The 17,821-nt window shown below is 58.9% G+C and carries 21 protein-coding genes; 17 read left to right on the forward strand and 4 right to left on the reverse strand.

All coding sequences use genetic code 11. The features are described from left to right. The first annotated feature begins 135 nt into the window (after window positions 1-135). Genes ccmA through ACN0TA_RS01530 form a run of 5 tightly spaced genes read left to right on the forward strand, consistent with a single transcriptional unit; the run spans window position 136 to window position 2,916 of the window. A complete protein-coding gene (ccmA, locus tag ACN0TA_RS01510) occupies window positions 136-780 on the forward strand; it encodes a heme ABC exporter ATP-binding protein CcmA (RefSeq protein ID WP_417579097.1) in 645 nt (214 codons plus the stop codon). Further along, complete coding sequence (ccmB, locus tag ACN0TA_RS01515; protein WP_417579099.1) at window positions 777-1,439, forward strand: heme exporter protein CcmB; 663 nt, start codon at window positions 777-779, stop codon at window positions 1,437-1,439. Before ccmA ends, ccmB begins: the two co-directional genes overlap by 4 nt. Next, a complete protein-coding gene (locus tag ACN0TA_RS01520; protein WP_417579101.1) occupies window positions 1,440-2,210 on the forward strand; it encodes a heme ABC transporter permease in 771 nt (256 codons plus the stop codon). After that, complete coding sequence (gene ccmD / locus ACN0TA_RS01525) at window positions 2,207-2,368, forward strand: heme exporter protein CcmD (protein ID WP_417579103.1); 162 nt, start codon at window positions 2,207-2,209, stop codon at window positions 2,366-2,368. The genes ACN0TA_RS01520 and ccmD overlap by 4 nt, the downstream gene beginning before the upstream one ends. Then, window positions 2,365-2,916, forward strand: coding sequence for a DsbE family thiol:disulfide interchange protein (locus ACN0TA_RS01530; protein ID WP_417579105.1), 552 nt, complete (start codon window positions 2,365-2,367; stop codon window positions 2,914-2,916). The genes ccmD and ACN0TA_RS01530 overlap by 4 nt, the downstream gene beginning before the upstream one ends. A gap of 3 nt (window positions 2,917-2,919) precedes the next feature. Here ACN0TA_RS01530 and ACN0TA_RS01535 read toward each other — a convergent pair whose 3' ends face one another. Genes ACN0TA_RS01535 through dapF form a run of 4 tightly spaced genes read right to left on the reverse strand, consistent with a single transcriptional unit; the run spans window position 2,920 to window position 7,058 of the window. Further along, on the reverse strand, window positions 2,920-3,609 hold the full coding sequence (locus ACN0TA_RS01535; RefSeq protein ID WP_417579107.1) for a septation protein A: 690 nt from the start codon (window positions 3,607-3,609) through the stop codon (window positions 2,920-2,922). Between the two features lie 4 nt (window positions 3,610-3,613). Further along, on the reverse strand, window positions 3,614-4,930 hold the full coding sequence (gene ftsY / locus ACN0TA_RS01540; RefSeq protein WP_417579109.1) for a signal recognition particle-docking protein FtsY: 1,317 nt from the start codon (window positions 4,928-4,930) through the stop codon (window positions 3,614-3,616). Next, window positions 4,927-6,189: a tRNA (N(6)-L-threonylcarbamoyladenosine(37)-C(2))-methylthiotransferase MtaB gene (gene mtaB, locus ACN0TA_RS01545; RefSeq protein ID WP_417579111.1), complete on the reverse strand. Its 1,263-nt coding sequence runs from the start codon at window positions 6,187-6,189 to the stop codon at window positions 4,927-4,929. The genes ftsY and mtaB overlap by 4 nt, the downstream gene beginning before the upstream one ends. Continuing rightward, window positions 6,186-7,058 carry a diaminopimelate epimerase gene (gene dapF / locus ACN0TA_RS01550; protein ID WP_417579113.1) on the reverse strand — a complete coding sequence of 291 codons (873 nt, stop codon included), beginning with the start codon at window positions 7,056-7,058 and terminating at the stop codon, window positions 6,186-6,188. Before dapF ends, mtaB begins: the two co-directional genes overlap by 4 nt. Before the next feature lie 219 nt (window positions 7,059-7,277). Here dapF and ACN0TA_RS01555 point away from each other — a divergent pair, with 219 nt between their 5' ends. The 12 genes from ACN0TA_RS01555 to ACN0TA_RS01610 all read left to right on the forward strand — a co-directional run bounded on the left by ACN0TA_RS01555 (window position 7,278) and on the right by ACN0TA_RS01610 (window position 17,768). Further along, window positions 7,278-8,441 (forward strand): GNAT family N-acetyltransferase, encoded by a 1,164-nt coding sequence (locus ACN0TA_RS01555; protein ID WP_417579115.1) that lies wholly within the window; start codon window positions 7,278-7,280, stop codon window positions 8,439-8,441. Between the two features lie 10 nt (window positions 8,442-8,451). Then, window positions 8,452-9,402, forward strand: a complete 951-nt coding sequence (locus ACN0TA_RS01560; protein ID WP_417579117.1) for a cupin-like domain-containing protein — start codon at window positions 8,452-8,454, stop codon at window positions 9,400-9,402. A 252-nt stretch (window positions 9,403-9,654) separates the two neighbouring features. Continuing rightward, window positions 9,655-11,202 carry a signal recognition particle protein gene (gene ffh, locus ACN0TA_RS01565; RefSeq protein ID WP_417579119.1) on the forward strand — a complete coding sequence of 516 codons (1,548 nt, stop codon included), beginning with the start codon at window positions 9,655-9,657 and terminating at the stop codon, window positions 11,200-11,202. A gap of 39 nt (window positions 11,203-11,241) precedes the next feature. After that, a complete protein-coding gene (gene rpsP, locus ACN0TA_RS01570; protein ID WP_417579121.1) occupies window positions 11,242-11,661 on the forward strand; it encodes a 30S ribosomal protein S16 in 420 nt (139 codons plus the stop codon). A 5-nt stretch (window positions 11,662-11,666) separates the two neighbouring features. Continuing rightward, the gene (gene rimM, locus ACN0TA_RS01575) at window positions 11,667-12,236 is read left to right on the forward strand and encodes a ribosome maturation factor RimM (RefSeq protein WP_417579123.1); all 570 of its coding nucleotides are present in this window, start codon (window positions 11,667-11,669) and stop codon (window positions 12,234-12,236) included. After that, window positions 12,233-12,931: a tRNA (guanosine(37)-N1)-methyltransferase TrmD gene (gene trmD, locus ACN0TA_RS01580; RefSeq protein WP_417579125.1), complete on the forward strand. Its 699-nt coding sequence runs from the start codon at window positions 12,233-12,235 to the stop codon at window positions 12,929-12,931. The genes rimM and trmD overlap by 4 nt, the downstream gene beginning before the upstream one ends. A gap of 115 nt (window positions 12,932-13,046) precedes the next feature. Further along, the gene (rplS, locus tag ACN0TA_RS01585) at window positions 13,047-13,613 is read left to right on the forward strand and encodes a 50S ribosomal protein L19 (protein WP_417579127.1); all 567 of its coding nucleotides are present in this window, start codon (window positions 13,047-13,049) and stop codon (window positions 13,611-13,613) included. Window positions 13,614-13,770: 157 nt separating this feature from the next. Further along, the gene (locus ACN0TA_RS01590) at window positions 13,771-14,160 is read left to right on the forward strand and encodes a hypothetical protein (protein ID WP_417579129.1); all 390 of its coding nucleotides are present in this window, start codon (window positions 13,771-13,773) and stop codon (window positions 14,158-14,160) included. A gap of 51 nt (window positions 14,161-14,211) precedes the next feature. After that, the gene (locus tag ACN0TA_RS01595; protein ID WP_417579131.1) at window positions 14,212-14,703 is read left to right on the forward strand and encodes an RNA polymerase sigma factor; all 492 of its coding nucleotides are present in this window, start codon (window positions 14,212-14,214) and stop codon (window positions 14,701-14,703) included. A gap of 12 nt (window positions 14,704-14,715) precedes the next feature. Further along, window positions 14,716-15,507, forward strand: coding sequence for an anti-sigma factor family protein (locus tag ACN0TA_RS01600; protein WP_417579133.1), 792 nt, complete (start codon window positions 14,716-14,718; stop codon window positions 15,505-15,507). Between the two features lie 42 nt (window positions 15,508-15,549). Then, complete coding sequence (locus ACN0TA_RS01605) at window positions 15,550-16,995, forward strand: protein adenylyltransferase SelO family protein (RefSeq protein WP_417579135.1); 1,446 nt, start codon at window positions 15,550-15,552, stop codon at window positions 16,993-16,995. Window positions 16,996-17,033: 38 nt separating this feature from the next. After that, entirely contained in the window at window positions 17,034-17,768 is a 735-nt protein-coding gene (locus ACN0TA_RS01610) for a DUF1223 domain-containing protein (protein ID WP_417579137.1), read from the forward strand. The last annotated feature ends 53 nt before the right edge of the window (window positions 17,769-17,821 follow it).

The raw sequence follows: 17,821 nt of genomic DNA on the forward strand, positions 1-17,821 counted from the left end.
ACGCTGCAATGGCCACCGGCTCGTCCGGAGGCATGAAGCGGGAAAGCATAACTTCTCCCCCACCTTTTTCGCCCTCTCTATAATGAATCCGATTTGCACTTGCCAGCCCGGACTTTGGTTCAATAGAGCTTTGGCATGATCAATGAAGGGCTTTCTCGCATGCCGGAAATCGGCCTTGGCGTTAGCGACCTTGCGTTAAGCCGGGGCGGACGGGACATTTTGAGTGGGCTGAGCTTTTCGCTCGAAGCCGGAGCTGCCCTCATGCTGCGTGGACCCAACGGCGCGGGAAAAAGCACTGTGCTCATGGCTTTGGCCGGCTTGCTCGATTGCAGCGGCGGCAGCATTGCTCACACAAACAAGGATCCAGAAGCCCCAAGTTACGGACATTTGCATTATGTTGCGCATGCACCGGCCACCAAATCGGGCCTCAGCGTCGCCGAAAATCTTCAATTCTGGGTCGATGTCCTGGGTGGTGGGGTTGTCGATATCGAATCGGCTCTCGCGCAAGCAGGCTTGTCAGGTCTGGGCGGTATCGATGCAGGACTGCTTTCCGCTGGACAGACACGACGGCTGGCTCTGGCGCGGCTGATTGCAGTCCGGCGCCCAATGTGGCTGCTCGATGAGCCGACAAGCGCCCTCGATAGCGCCGGCGCGGTGTGGGTGGGAGCCCTGATCTCGGATCACCTGCGGCAAGGTGGGCTTGCGGTTATCGCAACCCATCTCGATATTGCCGTTGACGGGAATGTGAAAACGCTGGCGCTCGGCGGTGCCGGACAATGAAGGCATTCGGCGCAATCATCGCGCGCGACCTCAGTCTTGGTTTGCGTCAGGGCGGGGATCTTTTGACCCTTGTGCTGTTCTTTGTCATTGTCGGCGTGCTCATGCCTTTTGCCGTCGGGCCGGATCGCCCGCTTCTGGCACAACTTGCACCAGCCATTATCTGGGTGGCAGCGCTGCTGGCGCAGCTGTTGTCCAATGAGCGGCTGTTTCGAAGCGATTTTGACGATGGCAGCCTTGCAGTTTTTCGCCATGCCAGCATTCCGCTCGAGCTTGTCGTGGCCGCAAAGCTCGCAGCGCATTGGCTGCTCACCGGCCTGCCCCTCATAGCCGCGATGCCCATTCTCGCCCTGATGTTGGGGCTTGATGGGCAGGGGTTCTGGCTCGCTGTCTTTTCGTTGGCTCTCGGGACACCTGCGCTCGCTGCGTTTGGCGCGATTGGCGCGGCTGTGACAGTTGGCCTCAAGCGCGGGGGCCTTGTTGCACCGGTTCTTGTCTTGCCGCTGAGCCTGCCAGTGCTTATTTTCGGTTCCGGTGCATTCGATGTAGCGCGTTTGGGCGGATCGTCGCAGGCGCTGTTGCTACTGGGTGCGCTCAGCCTATTAAGTGTGACGCTTGCACCGTTCGCCGCGGCGCTAGCGCTCAAGATTTCCGGGGAATAGATGGCCCAGACCCAACCCAAACCCGCCGAGCCGGGATGGTTCACCCGCATCGCCCATCCGGGCATGTTTATGGGATGGTCGCGCCATCTCATTCTGCCGCTAAGCGCCATAACCGTTCTGGCATTTGGCGTCGGCTTGTACTTCACCTTTTTTGCGTCCCCCGCCGACTACCAGATGGGCGATACGGTGCGCATGATGTATGTGCACGTCCCGAGCGCTTGGCTGAGCCAGTTTTGCTATGCAGTGATGTTCTGCTCGGCCATCGGTACGCTGGTTTGGCGCCATCCAATGGCCGATGTCAGTCAGAAGGCGGCCGTGCCGCTTGGGGCCGCCTTTACGGCACTCGCGCTTTTCACAGGATCGATGTGGGGCCGCCCAACCTGGGGCACATTCTGGGAATGGGACGGGCGGATGACCTCGACCCTCGTTCTCTTGTTCATCTATCTCGGCCTCATCGCCTTGTGGCGCGCCTTTGACGATCAGCTCAAGGCTGCACGTATCGTTGCGGTCCTGACCCTTGTCGGCGCCATCAACATTCCCATCATAAAATTCTCGGTCGACTGGTGGCAGACGCTGCATCAGCCAGCATCGGTATTCCGGACCGACGGGCCCACGGTCGATGGCTCGATCCTTGTACCGCTCCTGGTGATGACGCTGGCATTTTCGCTTCTCTTTCTGACCTTGCATCTTGTGCGTATGCGAACCGAAATCACGAAGCGACGCATCCGCTCGCTTGAGTTGGCCCAAGCCCGCGCTGGAGAGGGTGCATGATCGATCTCGGACAGCATTGGGAATTTATCGCTGCGGCCTATGCAGGTGCGCTCATCGTGGTGGGTGGGCTGATCGGCTGGACAGCGTATTCGGCGCGTGCCGCCAAGGCGCGGGTGGCAGTGCTCGAAGCTGCACGACAGGCGCGGCGGCGGCAATGAAGCCTTCGGTCAGAATTGCTCTGGCGGTATTGCCGCTAATTGTTCTCGCGGCCCTGCTCGGCGTCTTTGCCTCGCAGGTGGGACGCTCGACAAGTTTTGTGCCCTCGGCGCTCATCAACAAACCCGTTCCCGATTTCGATCTGGCGCCAATCGATGGGCACGATCAGCCCGGCTTCGATACCGCCGATCTGGCTGGCAATGGCGTCGTGGTGGTCAATGTGTTTGCGTCATGGTGCGTGCCCTGTCGCGCCGAGCATCCGTTCCTGATGGCGCTCGCCGATGAACCGGTGCAGATTTACGGGCTCAACTATGACGATCCGGCTGAAAATGCCCGCGCCTTTCTGGCCGAGCTGGGCAATCCCTACGACCGGATCGGGGCGGATCGCGATCGGCGCGTCGGCATCGAATGGGGCGTTTACGGCGTACCGGAAACCTTCATTGTCGATAATGAAGGTGTCATCCGGTTCAAGCATGTCGGACCGCTCGACCAGGAGAGCTATCAGAATGTGCTGCTCCCGGCGATAGAGGCGGCCCGCTCGCCGGGTTAATGCCTACATTTCGGTCTGAGCACCTTCTGCGGCGGCCTTGACCGGCGTTGTTGCCGGCTCATCATCGGGCGCGTATTTGTTGAGGAGCGGAAGTTGGCTCATGGCGAAAATCATGGTCAGTGGCATGATGCCCCAGACCTTGAAGGCCACCCAGAAATCGTCGGAGAAATTGCGCCAGACAATTTCGTTGATCACCGCGAGCACGAAAAAGAAAATGCCCCAGCGCAACGTCATCAGGTACCATCCGCGGTCCTGAAGTTTGTAAACCTCGCCAAAGACATAGCGCAGCAGTGAATGGCCGAAGGCAAGCCCGCCCAGCAGCACCGAGCCAAACAGTATGTTGGTGATCGTGGGTTTGAGCTTGATAAAAAGCGCATCCTGGAAATAGAGCGTCATGCCGCCAAAAACCAGAACCACGAAACCGGTTACAAGCGGCATGACCGGAATGGACTTCAGGATCAGTTTCGACAGCACCAGCGAAATCGCCATGGCGACCATGAAAACGGCCGTCGCAAAGATGATCGGCTGGCTGAACCATGTCTGGAGCGCAGGAAACGCTTCAAGAATGTTCTCGCCCTGAGCATTGACGATAAAGAAAACGACGAGTGGCCCCAGTTCGAGCGAGAGTTTGGTCAACGCCGGCTTGAGATCGTTGATACCCGCTTGGGACGGCTGGGGTTGGCCTTGAGCCATAATGTTACTCCTTGCCCGCTATGGCGCGGGCGAAATCGGTGGCCTTGAAGGGTTCGAGGTCGCCTATCGACTCTCCGACACCGATGAAATGGATGGGCAGTTTGAACTTGCGGGCGATGGCAACAAGGATGCCGCCGCGTGCCGTGCCGTCGAGCTTGGTCATCACCAATCCGGTTACGCCCGCCTTCTGACCGAAAATTTCGACCTGATTAAGGGCATTCTGGCCCGTTGTGGCATCAAGTGTTAAAAGTGTCGCGTGTGGAGCGTCGGGATCGCGCTTCCTTATGACCCTGATTATCTTTTCCAACTCGTCCATCAACTCGACACGGTTCTGCAAACGACCGGCGGTATCGATGATCACGACATCGGTTCCTGTGTCTTGAGCCTTGGCAACAGCATCGAAAGCCAGCCCTGACGCGTCGGCTCCTGTGGGGCGTGTCATTACCTCCACATCGTTGCGCTGGCCCCAAACCTGGAGCTGCTCGACAGCGGCGGCGCGAAACGTGTCGCCAGCGGCCAGCAGCACTGATTTGCCTTCGGTCTTCAGCTTGGCCGTCAGCTTGCCGATTGTCGTGGTTTTGCCTGAGCCGTTGACCCCAACCATCAAGATCACAAAGGGCTTTTCTGTGCCGTCGATGGTCAATGGGATGGCGACAGGACCAAGCGTGGCTTCCACTTCCGCGGCGAGCACAGCGCGCACGTCTTCAGTCGAGACATCCTTGTCGAACTTGTCGCTGCGCAGCTTTTCGGTGATCGCCATAGCAGTATCGATGCCAAGATCGGCAGCGATCAGGGTATCTTCGAGATCCTGAAGGGTCGCGTCATCAAGTTTGCGTTTGGTAAAGATCGCCCCGATCGAGGACGAAAGATTGTCTGAAGAGCGCTTGAGCCCGGCGCTCAGGCGCTGGAGCCAGTTTTGCGGCTTTGCCGATTCATCAGGGCTTGTCGTGGCAACCGGCTCGGTCTGCTGTGGCGTTACCTGTTCCGGATCCGGCAGATTCTTGTCATCGAGCGCGTCGGGGCGTTCGAGCGGTGCTGTCACATCGGTCGGAGTAGGCGGCTCGTGCTCGGGGGGATTGGGATGGCCCTCTTCAAGCCATTCGGCCTGCATTTCGGGAGGCGCGGCGTCGCGAGAATCTTCAGGCTCGGGCGTTGCCTCCGGGGTTGGCGCAGAACGCTGCTCGCGCAAGGCGGCAAGCGCTTCTTCTTCGCCCCGCGGGTGTTCGGTCGCCCGTTCCATCGCCTCTTCGGCGTCCGATTTCGGCTGAGGTTTTTCGCCGAACAGGCGACCCCAGAATCCGGGCTTTTTGTCTTCTGTCATGCAGCAACCTTGTCACGACGGGCGATTAACCCCTCGGCGGATGTTCCGTCAATTTCCGCGGTGATGATATCACCGGGCCGTCGATGTTGAACGGCGACGGGAATGAATTGTTCAGTGCGTCCCATGCCGTCACGCTCGACCAGAATGGATTCAGTCTTTCCAACTCGGGCGGCACACAGCTTGGCAAACTGGCTCTCACCCAGCCCGCGCAATTTCGCAGCGCGGTCTTTGCCGATGCTGCGCGCAACCTGCGGCATCTTGGCTGCCGGCGTACCCTCGCGTGGCGAGAACGGAAAGACGTGCAAATAGGTGAGGTCGGCCAGCGTGACAAACTCCAACGTGTTCTCGAACATGGCGTCGGTTTCGGTGGGAAACCCAGCGATGATGTCGGCGCCAAAAACCATATCGGGGCGCAATTTGCGCAGCTTTTCCACTATGGCCAGTGCGTCGGCCCGGCTGTGGCGGCGCTTCATGCGCTTGAGGATCATGTCGTCGCCCGATTGGAGCGAGAGATGAAGATGGGGCATCAGGCGCTGGTCGGTAACCGCTTCATAAAGCGCAGGATCGGCTTCGATGGAATCGATCGAGGATATGCGCAGGCGCTTCAGGGCCGGTACGTGTTTCAAAATCGCCTGGGTAAGTTTGCCCAGCGTTGCCGCACCGGGTAAATCGCCGCCATAGGAGGTGATGTCGACACCGGTCAGCACCACTTCGGCATAGCCATTGTCCACGAGGCGCTTGATCTGATCGACGACGACGCCCATCGGTACAGACCGCGACGGGCCGCGCCCAAACGGGATGATGCAGAACGTGCAGCGGTGATCGCAGCCGTTCTGAACCTGGACGAAAGCCCGGGCACGTCCGTCGAGTCCATCAATCAGATGGCCGGCAGTTTCGGTTACGCTCATTATGTCGTTGACCTGCACCTTGTCGTTAAGGGGCACGCCAAAGGCGATGGGCCGATAGCTTTCAGCCTTGAGCTTATCGTCGTTGCCGATCACAAGATCGACTTCGGCCATGTCGCCGAAGTCGCGCGCCTGGGTCTGCGCGGCGCAACCTGTCACGATGATCGCGGTTTCCGGATTGTCCCTGCGCGCCTTGCGGATCGATTGTTTGGCCTGGCGCACCGCTTCGGCGGTAACAGCACATGTGTTGATGATGATGGCGCGTTCCAGCCCGGATTTTTGGGCTTCGGCCTTCATGACTTCGGATTCATAGGCATTGAGCCGGCACCCGAAAGTGATCGTCTCTATGCTCATGCTGCACCCTCACACAGAAGCGCTGGGGGAATGATGCCTTGTGCATCCAGTGTCCAGGGCCCTGTCATCAAGATGTGATCGTCCAGGCTGCGCCATTCGATATCGAGTGGGCCGCCGGGAAGAATGATCTTCACCTTGCGCCCGGTCAGCCCCTTACGGGCGGCAGCAACTGCCGTCGCGCAGGCGGCGGTTCCGCAGGCCAGGGTCAGCCCGGCGCCACGTTCCCAGACATTGACCTCAATCGTGTCGTCCGAAAGCACTTGGGCCAGCGTTATGTTGGCGCGCTCCGGAAAGATCGGATGGTTTTCGAGCAGCGGACCGAACTTGGCCAGATCGTGGGACTTTAGATCGTTGACCCAGAAAATCGCGTGGGGGTTGCCAACATTGACCACTGACGGCGTATGCAGGATCGGCGCGTCGATGGGGCCAATCTGCAATTCGATGCCGGTGGTGTCGGCGAAGGGTTCGGCCAGCGGAATGTCTGCCCAGCCAAAGCGCGGCACGCCCATGTCTGCGGTGACCAGTTCGCCATTGATCCGCGTGATCAAAATACCGGCGTTGGTGCGGATGGTTACCCCATCGGCCCCCGTTTCACCGGCTATGAGCCCGGCAATGCAGCGCGTGGCGTTGCCACAGGCATCGACCTCTCCACCTTCGGCATTATAGATCCGCATGAACACATCGACGCCATCGATAGTGTCTGGCTCGATCACGATAAGCTGGTCGCAGCCGATCCCGGTTTCACGGTCGGAGATGGCGCGAATCTGGCTGGTCGAGAGCGGGGCCGGGCGTACGCGGGCGTCGAGAACGACGAAATCGTTCCCCAGCCCGTTCATCTTGAGATATGGCCAATCGGCGCCAGCGCTCATTGTGCGCATCCTTACTGGAAAAGGTCTTGCGGCCTATATGGCGCAATTGGGCCCCAATTTCCAGTATTGCACCGCAAACCAAAACAGAACGTAACCGCGCTATGCGCTGAAAACGGCTGCTTAACCCAAAACCCAGGCTTTGCGCGACATCGTAACGGTCTTGGGACAGTGTGCGATCGTTGCTTGGCCTGGGCCGGGCCTTATCGGGCATTGTGTTCTATGAGTACTGTTTTTGACACTGTTCAATCTGTCTCGACGATTGCTCTCGAGGACGAAACCATCCCGGCCGCCGGCGCGCTGCCCGGTGGAGCCGAATGGCGCGCTCTGGTCGATGGCTCGGCAGAACCCAACCCGTTCTATACGCCTGAGTATCTCGGTGCGCTGAGTGCTGCCGATGGCGCCAAGCGGCCAAGGATCGTGTCGGTTCGGCGTGAAAATGGGGTCCTTTGCGCTCTGGTGCCAATGATTTCCGCCTGGACTGCCTACCGGTTACCTGTCGCTGCGCATATCGCACATTTTCCCTATATCCCCTTCGGAACGCCCAGCGTTTTGAGCGACGATCCGACAGGGTCGGCGCGGAGGCTGATCGAACACGCCGCATCGCTTGGACTATCGGCAATGGTTTTTCCATTCGCTCGATTGGATGGGCCGACGGCGGAAGCGATCGAGAAGGTTCTTGCAGCGCAGGGGCTTTCGTCGCGGGTTATCAATCGCCATGAACGGGCAGTGCTCGATGCCACCGGAGATGCGGAAACCTATCTGCGTGCCGGGATGGGCTCGAAAAAGCTCAAGGATTTGCGCCGGCTGCGTCACCGGCTCGATGAAATGGGTACGGTTTCAAACACCATCGCCAGAACGCCCAAGGATGTCGGTTCGGCTCTTGCCCGGTTCCTGGAGCTTGAAGCAAGGGGCTGGAAGGGTGAACACGGCAGCGGCCTTGGTCAATCATCGGGCGATAGAACCTTTATCGAGCGCGCGGCGGTGGCAATGGCGGCCCACGGCCAGTTCGAGATCGTCGAAATGTGGCTCGATACCCATTTGCTGGCCACCGGTATCGTATTGCGTGCGGGCAGGACGGCGGTATTTTTCAAGACCGCCTACGATGAGGAATTTGCGAAATTTTCGCCTGGCGTTCAGCTCACTGTGGAGCTTACCCGGCAGTTCTGCGCCGATCCGGGCATCGATTTCGCCGATTCATCGGCGGCTGCCAACCATCCGATGATCGAACGCATCTGGCGTGAACGCATCTGTGTGGGAGACCTTATCGTGCCGACCCGCGGAGGGCTTGGGGCGAAACTCGCCATCGCCGTCATCTTCGCTCGCGCCGCAGCGCGGGCGCGCGCCAAACAGATCTATCTCTACTTTCGCAATTTCAAACGCTAAGGCTCGACCCATGACTGCAATTTTGAAAGTCGAACGCTCCGAGTTCGAAACGCTTTTTCCCAATAAGCCCTTCCGCATCACCCACGCGCTCACCGACGAGCCGCTTTTGACGCTGGGGGCAATTCTCGAACTCGTCAAGAAGATGCCAGGTGACCGGATCGAATACAATTCGGGCAAGGCCGGCGTCACTCAGGATCCCAAAGCAACCCCCCTTGTCGATCTGACGCCCGAAGAGATCGTCAAGCAGGTGGAAACCGCCGGCGCCTGGATGGTGCTCAAGCGCATTGAGATCGTGTCTGAATACAAGATGTTGCTGGAGAACGCACTGCTCTCGGTGGCGCGCAGCCAGGGATATGCCAGTCTGAAAGCGGCCGGTTTCTCCGACGTACAGGGTTTTTTGTTCGTTTCCTCGCCCAATTCGACAACGCCTTTCCATCTCGACAGCGAAGATAATTTCTTTGCCCAGATCCACGGCGACAAACAGTTCAATATCTTCGACAATGACGATCGCGGCATCGCCAATGAAGACCAGATCGAGCATTGCATTACCAAGCATCGCAACATGACATATGACGAGGCCTTTCAGCCGCGCGCCATGGAGAATGAACTAAAGCCCGGAGAAGGGGTATTTGTGCCTTATCTCTGGCCCCACTACATCCGCACTCGCGACACATATTCGATCTCGATTGCAATCACCTGGAAAACCAGGTCCGTCCAACGCCGAAACCGGCTTTACGTCGCCAATGCCATGCTTCGCGATCGCGGCTTTGCGCAAAAGGCGCCTGGCGTAAATCCGGCCTGGGATGCTGCCAAGGTGGCTTTCATAAGGGCAGGCGAGGCCATCGTTTCACCCTTGCGGAAGTCGGAAGGATTGCGCAAGGCGATCCGTTCGTTGGTCTTGGGTAAGAACGCGAACTACTATTACAAGGGCCGCAAGAAGGCTGCCGAACCCGCTGAGTAATCTTGTCGGCTGGCCGGCCCGTTCAGGGCCATGCATGCGCGGGCGCTGATTGTTGACTCGGGGGCCGCCCGCGCCTATAAGCCACCAACTTTTGTCACAGGATCGATGATTTCGAGCCACTGGCTTGCCCGAGAGGCAAGCGGTCACCACCCGCCAGCGCGTTGCGCCCGCGGGTGCATTTTGGCTTTGAGCTTATCGCTGCCTATATTGCGGCAGAACGGCCCTTGTGACGAAAAAGGATGAAAGCGGATCATGTTCGATAGCTTAAGCGATCGCCTCGGCAAGATATTCTCCGGCCTGACCGGGCGCGGTGCGCTCTCTGAAGCCGATGTGCAGGCTGCGCTGCGCGAAGTCCGCCGCGCATTGATCGAGGCCGACGTTTCGCTCGAAGTCGTGCGCGCTTTTACCGAACAGGTTGGCGCCCGTGCCGTTGGTGCTGAAGTTACCCGCTCGGTCAAGCCCGGCCAGCAGGTCATCAAGATCGTTCACGATGAGCTTGTCGCCGTTTTGGGCGAAGAAGCAACGCCGATCTCTCTCAACGCACCTTCGCCAGTGCCGATCCTGATGGTTGGCCTTCAGGGCTCGGGCAAGACCACAACCACAGGCAAGATCGCCAAGCGGCTCAAGGACAAGCAGAACAAGCGCATCCTGATGGCTTCGCTTGATACCCGTCGTCCTGCGGCGATGGAACAGCTTAAGACTCTGGGCAGTCAGATCGGCGTCGACGTTCTCGAGATCGTACCCAACCAGTCTGCTGTCGAGATCGCCAAGCGCGCAATTTCAACGGCTCGGACCGGCGGCTATGACGTCGTTATGCTCGATACTGCGGGTCGCACCCATATCGACGAAGAGCTGATGGAAGAGACGGCGGAAATCAAGCGCGTCTCCAATCCTCACGAAATTCTGCTTGTTGCCGACAGCCTGACAGGGCAGGACGCCGTCAATCTGGCGCGCTCGTTCGATGAACGCGTCGATGTGACGGGTATCGTTTTGACCCGTGTCGATGGTGACGGGCGCGGTGGCGCTGCGCTCTCGATGCGCGCGGCAACGGGCAAGCCGATCAAGCTGATCGGTGTTGGCGAAAAAATGGATGCGCTGGAGGATTTCTACCCCAGCCGCATCGCGGATCGCATTCTGGGCATGGGCGATATCGTTTCGCTTGTCGAAAAGGCAGCGGCAAACGTCACCGCCGAAGACGCCCAGAAAATGGCCAAAAAGCTCAAGAAGGGCCAGTTCGATCTTGACGATCTTATGGGCCAGCTTTTGCAGATGAAAAAGATGGGCGGAATGGCCTCGCTCATGAAAATGATGCCGGGCATGGGCAGTATGACCAAAAACCTGCCCAACGGCCGCACCGACGACAAGGTGTTCGACCGTCAGGTTGCCATCATCCAGTCGATGACCAAAAAGGAACGCGAGAAGCCCGATCTGCTCAACGCCTCGCGCCGCAAGCGCATTGCAGCGGGCTCGGGCGTCGAGGTTTCGGAAATCAACAAGCTCATCAAGATGCATCGCCAGATGGCGGACATGATGAAAAAGGTTTCGCGCGGCGGGCCGGGTGGCCTGGCTGGCATGTTCGGTGGCATGGGCAAGCAGATGATGGGTGGCATGCCCGACATGGATCCGGCCCAGATCGAACAGATGACAAAGCAGATGGGCGGCGATCCGTCCAAGCTGCCTGATGATTTTTCCAAGCTCGTCAAGCAGGGCGGAGGCGGGTTGTCCGGCCTTCCAGGTCTTGGCGGCTCGAAACTCCCCGGTCTTCCGGGGTTGCCCGGTCTACCGGGCAAAAAGAAGTAACCGACTTAATTACTATCCAAGCAGAAAGACCAACATATCATGGCTACAAAGATTCGCCTGGCTCGCGCCGGCTCCAAGAAGCGCCCTTATTACCATATCGTGGTTGCCGACGTTCGCGCACCGCGTGACGGCCGCGTCATCGAACGTATCGGGTCGTACAACCCGATGCTCGAAAAGGGTGACGAAAAGCGCGTAGTGCTCGACGTTGAGCGCGCTACTCATTGGGTTCAGAGCGGTGCTCAGCCGACCGATCGCGTCGAGCGTTTCCTCGATGCCGCCGGCCTTCTCAAGCGCACTGCCAAGAACAACCCCAATAAGGCAAAGCCGGGCGCCAAGGCCCTTGAGCGCCTTGAGGAAAAGAAGGCAGCTGAAGAAGCCGCCAAGGAAGCTGCTGCTGCACCGGCTGAGGAAGCCCCTGCTGAAGACGCTCCCGCCGCTGAAGAAGCCAGCGCCGAGTAAGTACGGTGTCCGGGCGCAAATTGCCTGAAAACCTCATTCTCATGGGCCGCATCGGTGCGGCCCATGGGATCAAGGGTGAGGTGCGCATTACAGCGTTCACCGAAGCCCCGCTGGCCATTGCCGATTACAATCCGCTCGAAACCGACAGACCCGGTCTGACGATTTCGATTGCCAAGGCAAGGTTGGCCAAAAACGTCGTCATAGCGACGCTCAAAGACATTTCCGACCGCAATGATGCTGAAACGCTCAATGGCGTGTCGCTTTATGTCAGCCGCGATCGGCTCGAAGAGCCGGACGAGGACGAATTCTACTATGCCGATCTCATTGGGCTCGAGGTCCGGCTGGCCGACGGTACGGTGATGGGCACCATATCGTCGATCGAGAATTTCGGATCCGACGATTTGTTGGACGTAAAGCGCGCCGACACCGGCAAATCGGTCTATCTGCCGTTCACCAGGGCTGTGGTGCCCGAGCTTTGTATCGCCGATGGCTATGTCGTCGCCGAACCGCCCCAGGGCTGGCTCGATGACACGCCGCGCGATCCTGAAGATGTAGAGCCGGACGTCGAGCGATGAGTTTTCACGCGTCGATTATCACGCTGTTTCCCGATATTTTTCCAGGGCCGCTCGGCACTTCGGTCATTGGGCGCGGCATGGAAAAAGGCGCGTGGTCGTTGCAGACTCATTTCTTGCGTGACTATGCAAGCGACAAGCATCGCACAGTCGATGATACGCCCTCCGGCGGTGGTGCGGGCATGGTCCTGCGTGCCGATATTCTGGCGGCAGCGCTCGATGATGCGGCCCCGGAACACGATCAGCGGCCAAAGATCCTGATGAGCCCGCGCGGGAAGCCATTGACCCAGGCGCTGGTGCGCGACCTTGCCAGGGGTCCGGGGGCCGTTTTGGTGTGCGGACGTTTCGAAGGTGTAGATCAGCGGGTCATCGAAGCGCGAAACCTCGAGGAAATCTCGATCGGCGATTATGTGCTGGCTGGCGGGGAAGTGGCGGCGATGGTGTTGCTCGAAGCCGTTGTGCGCTTGTTGCCGGGTGTGCTCGGCGCTGCGGAAAGCCACGCCGATGAAAGTTTCGAGAACGGTCTTCTCGAATATCCCCAATACACCCGACCGCAGGATTTCGAGGGGCGCGAAATTCCCGATGTCCTGACATCGGGCGATCACGGTCGGATCGAAAAATGGCGGCGCGATCAGTCCGAGGCGTTGACCCGGGAAAGACGGCCCGATCTGTGGGCCGGAATGCAGCAAAAGCCCTAGACTCATGGTGCTCGGGCGTGTATAGCCGCGCTCGACTATGGGATGAATATATCCCGCCGTCCAAACAAGACCGGGCCCATAAGGGCTCCTTAGAAAAGATAGAACGGAAAACGAAATGAACATTATCCAGCAGCTCGAGAAAGAGCAGCTTGAGGCGCTCGTTGCAAAACGTCCCGTCCCCAAATTCTCCCACGGCGATACCGTCAAGGTCTGGGTCAAGATCCGTGAAGGCGAAAAAGAACGCCTGCAGGCCTATGAAGGCGTCGTGATCGCCCGCACCGGCGGTGGCTTGATGGAAAGCTTCACTGTCCGCAAGATCTCGTATGGCGAAGGTGTGGAACGCGTGTTCCCAGTGCATTCGCCGATGATCGATCGCATTGAAATTCTCAAGCGCGGTAAGGTCCGGCGCGCCAAGCTCTATTACTTGCGCGATCGTCGCGGCAAGTCGGCGCGTATCTTTGAATCGACAAACGCCCGCACCAAGAAGATCGAGGCTGACGAGCGTCAGGCCGCCGTTGAGGCTCGCGCTGCGCGCGAAGCCGAAAAGGTCGCAGCCGCAGAGGCGCTCGCCGCTGAGTTGGCAGCCAAGGAAGCTGCCGAAAAGAAGGCAGCTGAAGAGGCTGCTGCTGCAGAAGCTGCAGCCGCCAGTGAAGCACCGGCTGAAGAGAGCAAGGGCGAGTAAGCCTTTTCTTTTTCGCATCGATATTGAAGCCCGGATGTCTCGTCCGGGCTTTTTTGTGCGTTGTGTGGGAATAAATCAGCGGGTTTCGGTGTCTTGGGAGTGTGGGGGCGTGCGCTGGGCGCATATGCCCCATCATGCACCAAAGGGAGACATTGCAATGACTTTCCGATTTTTTGCTTCGCTGGCCACCGGCGCTGCTGCTCTTGTCCTATCGGCCGGCGCGGCGCTGGCCGCCCCCGACGTTCAAACGCTGGACACCGATATTGGTGAAGTGATCGCCGATGCCGATGGCATGGTGCTCTATACATTTCGCAACGATGAAGAGGGCGTCTCCAACTGCTACGAACAATGCGCAGTGAACTGGCCGCCCTTGTTTGCCGAGGAAGGAGCTGAAGCAGAAGACCCTTATTCTATCGTCGAGCGCACCGATGGCACGATGATCTGGGCCAAGGACGGCTGGCCGCTCTACTATTGGATCAATGATACCGAGCCGGGAATGACTTCGGGCGATGGTGTCGGCGGCAATTGGGACGCCGCGCGCCCCTGATGCTAGTCTGGCTGGCGCGACCCGCAATCGAGGTCGCGCCAGGACCGGTTCATGCGTGACGCGCTTTTGACCCATCTGCCAGCGCTCAGGCGCTACGCCCACGGGCTTGCGGGCAATCGGGAAGAGGCTGAAGACCTCCTCCAGAGCACCCTGCTGCGCGCCGTCGAACACCGGCGCCAATGGCGCGGCGAGAATGGGAGGGGATGGCTGTATGCCATCATGACAAATCTCAATCGAAACCGGCTCAGGACCCGGGCGCGCCAGCCCCAATTGCAGCCGATCGATGACGATTTTGCTGTGCCTGATGACGTGCCGACGCCCGATCCGCTGCTGCACAATACGCTGATGCGCGCGCTCGATACGCTTAGCCCCGAGGCGCGGGCCGTCCTGTTGCTAGTGGCCATTGAAGGCTGCGCGTATTCGGACGTGGCCGAGATCCTCGACATGCCTATCGGCACTGTGATGTCGCGGTTGTCGCGCGCCCGGCGCCAGTTGGGCAAGCTCTTGGCACGCAAGTCCATAACGTCCTTTTCGAACCGATGATGTCTCACGCCCATGACCAGTAAAACCGGCAACCCAGTATCCGAAGATGACCTGCATGCGTTTGTCGATGGCCGGCTCGATGCCAGCCGCGCAGAGCAGGTGCGCACTCATCTCGACGCTGACGGAGCCTTGGCGGGCGAACTGGGTACTTGGCGCGCCAATGAGGCCGCACTGTCCGAATTGCTGTCGTCCTACGCTTACGCGGCCCCATCCGATATTCCTCAAAGGCCCAATTGGCTTAAAGCAAAATTTGAAAATTGGCCGGCAATGGTCGCGGCGCTCCTCGTCGCGTTCGGGCTGGGCGGGGGCGTTGGCTATCTTGCGCGAGGGTCATGGCCCTTGTCGGGTCAAGGCGAGCTGGTCGGCAGCGACGAGGCCTGGCTCGAAGTGGCGGCGCGAGACGTGTTTTTGACCTATGTCCGCGAAGTGCGCCATCCGGTGGAAGTTGACGCGTCCGAGCGCGATCATCTTGTCAACTGGCTGGGCAATCGCATCGAAAAACCATTTACGGCACCCAGCCTTGCAGATCTTGGCTTTGAATTGGTCGGCGGACGGCTGCTGCCAATCGGGGGCAAGCCGGGTGCCATGCTGATGTATGAAAACGCCAATGGTGACCGCGCCACCATTTTGATGGCCCGCAATGCGGGCGCGCGCGATACGGCTTTTCGGTTTTCCGAAGATCTGGGCGTCAATACGTTTCGCTGGATCGACGGTCCCTTGGCCTATGCCATATCTGGCTTTCTCGACCGCGGGGCGCTTGAAGACATTTCCCGTGAGGTTTACGCGCATTTCGAAACCATCTAGTCGAAACGTGAACCTTTGCGGAAATTGCGGCGTTGGATGAGCATGAGTGAATTTGAGGCCGCATTGCGTTTTTCAGGTACATGCCAACACGCCGCATTGGGGGATGTGTTTTTCGATCCCGTCCAGCCTGCGAAATTTCCTCAGACGGTCTTGCGTTATCGCAATCAGCGCTGGGCCAGGCGCATGGGTCTGGCAGATCTTGGCGATAGCCAGTGGGTCGACCATTTCGGGCGCTTCACGCCGCTTCCGGGAAGTTTCGAGACGCCGCTTGCCTTGCGCTACCACGGTCATCAGTTCCAGAACTACAATCGAGATCTGGGGGATGGGCGCGGCTTCCTTTTTGCTCAGGGCTATGATCTGGAAGACCGTAGACTGCGTGATTTCGGAACCAAGGGCTCTGGCAAAACGCCTTGGTCGCGCGGTGGCGATGGCAAGCTTACGCTCAAGGGTGGTGTGCGCGAAGTGCTTGCGACAACGATGCTTGAAGCGCTCGGCGTTGAAACCTCGAAGAGCTTTTCCCTTGTGGAAACCGGCGAGGCGCTCTTTCGCGGCGATGAACCCTCACCGACCCGTTCCTCGGTTCTTGTGCGGCTCTCCCATTCCCATATCCGGATCGGCACATTTCAAAGGCTCGACTATCTCCAGGATCACGCGGCTATGGCCCAATTGGTCCAATATTGCATCGCTCAATATTACCCAGACCTGTCAAGCCTGCCTGCCAGTCGGCAGGTCCCTGCTTTCATGGGCGCTGTGGCCGATAACGTCGCGCGCGTGACAGCGCAATGGATCGCTGCAGGCTTCGTGCATGGCGTGCTCAATACCGACAATACCAACATCACCGGAGAGAGTTTCGATTACGGCCCCTGGCGCTTCCTTCCGGTCTACGATCCGCGCTTTACCGCAGCCTATTTCGATGAGAGCGGTCTGTATGCGTTTGGGCGCCAACCCGACGCCATGGCCTGGAACCTGACGCGGCTGGCTGAATGCCTGGTGCCGCTTTCCGATGTTGAACATCTCGAACCCGAACTGAACAGGTTCTGGCCGCAGTTCCAGTCCCAGCTTGCAAAAGCCATTGTGAACCGGCTGGGTCTGAACTCGCGTGGATCTGAGGCTGATGGCCAGCTTATGTCCGCGTTTTTTGCTTTCATGGCGGCGGAACGGCCTGCTTATGAGCAAGTGTTTTTCGATTGGCGAGGCGGTTTGGCATCACAAGGCCGCGCTCTGGCAGGACCGCAGGCATCGCTTTACAACAGCAAAGGGTTTCATGCGGTTCGCACTCTAATGGCCGATTTTGAAATTGCCCCAACCGCCAATCTCGACCATCCCTATTTTGAGGGCCGTAAACCGCGCACGATGCTGATCGAGGAGGTCGAGACGATCTGGGCGCCAATTGCCGAAAAAGATGATTGGACAGGTCTTGAAAGCGTGCTGTCTGAAATCGCCGACATGGGCCGGGCGTACGGAGTTGAAACTTTCACCATCAATTGACTGGCCCGACCCAGATTGAGCGCGTACAAAACACGCCCATGAACAACCTGTCGCTTCGGCTCCGCTTTGCCCTTAGTTTTTGTCTTCTCGCTCTGCCTGCAGGTGCCATCGAGATTCGCAGTGGCGCCGATGCCGTCATTGAGCTTTTTACCAGCCAGGGCTGTTCGCGGTGCCCTGACGCCGATCGGCTTTTGGCGCAATTGGGAGAGCGCGAAGAGGTTATCGCTCTGGCCTACCATATCGATTATTGGGACTATATCGGCTGGGAAGATACGTTCGCCCTGCCTGCCAATACCGAGCTGCAGAAGGGATATGCCCAGAGCTGGGGCAAGAACCGCATCTATACGCCGCAGATGATTATCAACGGCCAGACTGCGGTTGTGGGCTCGGATGCCGTCGAAGCCGAAAATGCAATAGCGCAGGCTGTTCCACTGCTGCCGGTTAACTTGCGGGCCAATGGCGCAGATGCTGTTGTATTCAGTGCCCCCGCTGACGAAACGCTCTCGTCGGCAATTGTGTGGGTCGTGCCCTATCGTGAGCGTGCCGAAGTGACAATCGAGCGTGGCGAAAATTCAGGTCAGGCTTTGTCATACACCCATATCGTGGTGTCCAGGCAGGCAATCGGCATGTGGGATCCGAGCGAGGGTGCCGAGATCACAATACCACTTGAAGAGGTATTGGGACCCAATTCCGATGGTGCAGCCGTGATCGTACAAGAAAAGGACGGCGCGCTGCCCGGCCGCATCCTTGGGGCATCGCTGTTTCTTCGGTAATCATGGCGTAGGGCAATGGTCCGCGTCTCTAAGCGAACTGAGTGCCAATACGC

Origin of the sequence: Pelagibacterium sp. (genome assembly GCF_048264985.1) — a bacterium.
Lineage (GTDB): Bacteria > Pseudomonadota > Alphaproteobacteria > Rhizobiales > Devosiaceae > Pelagibacterium.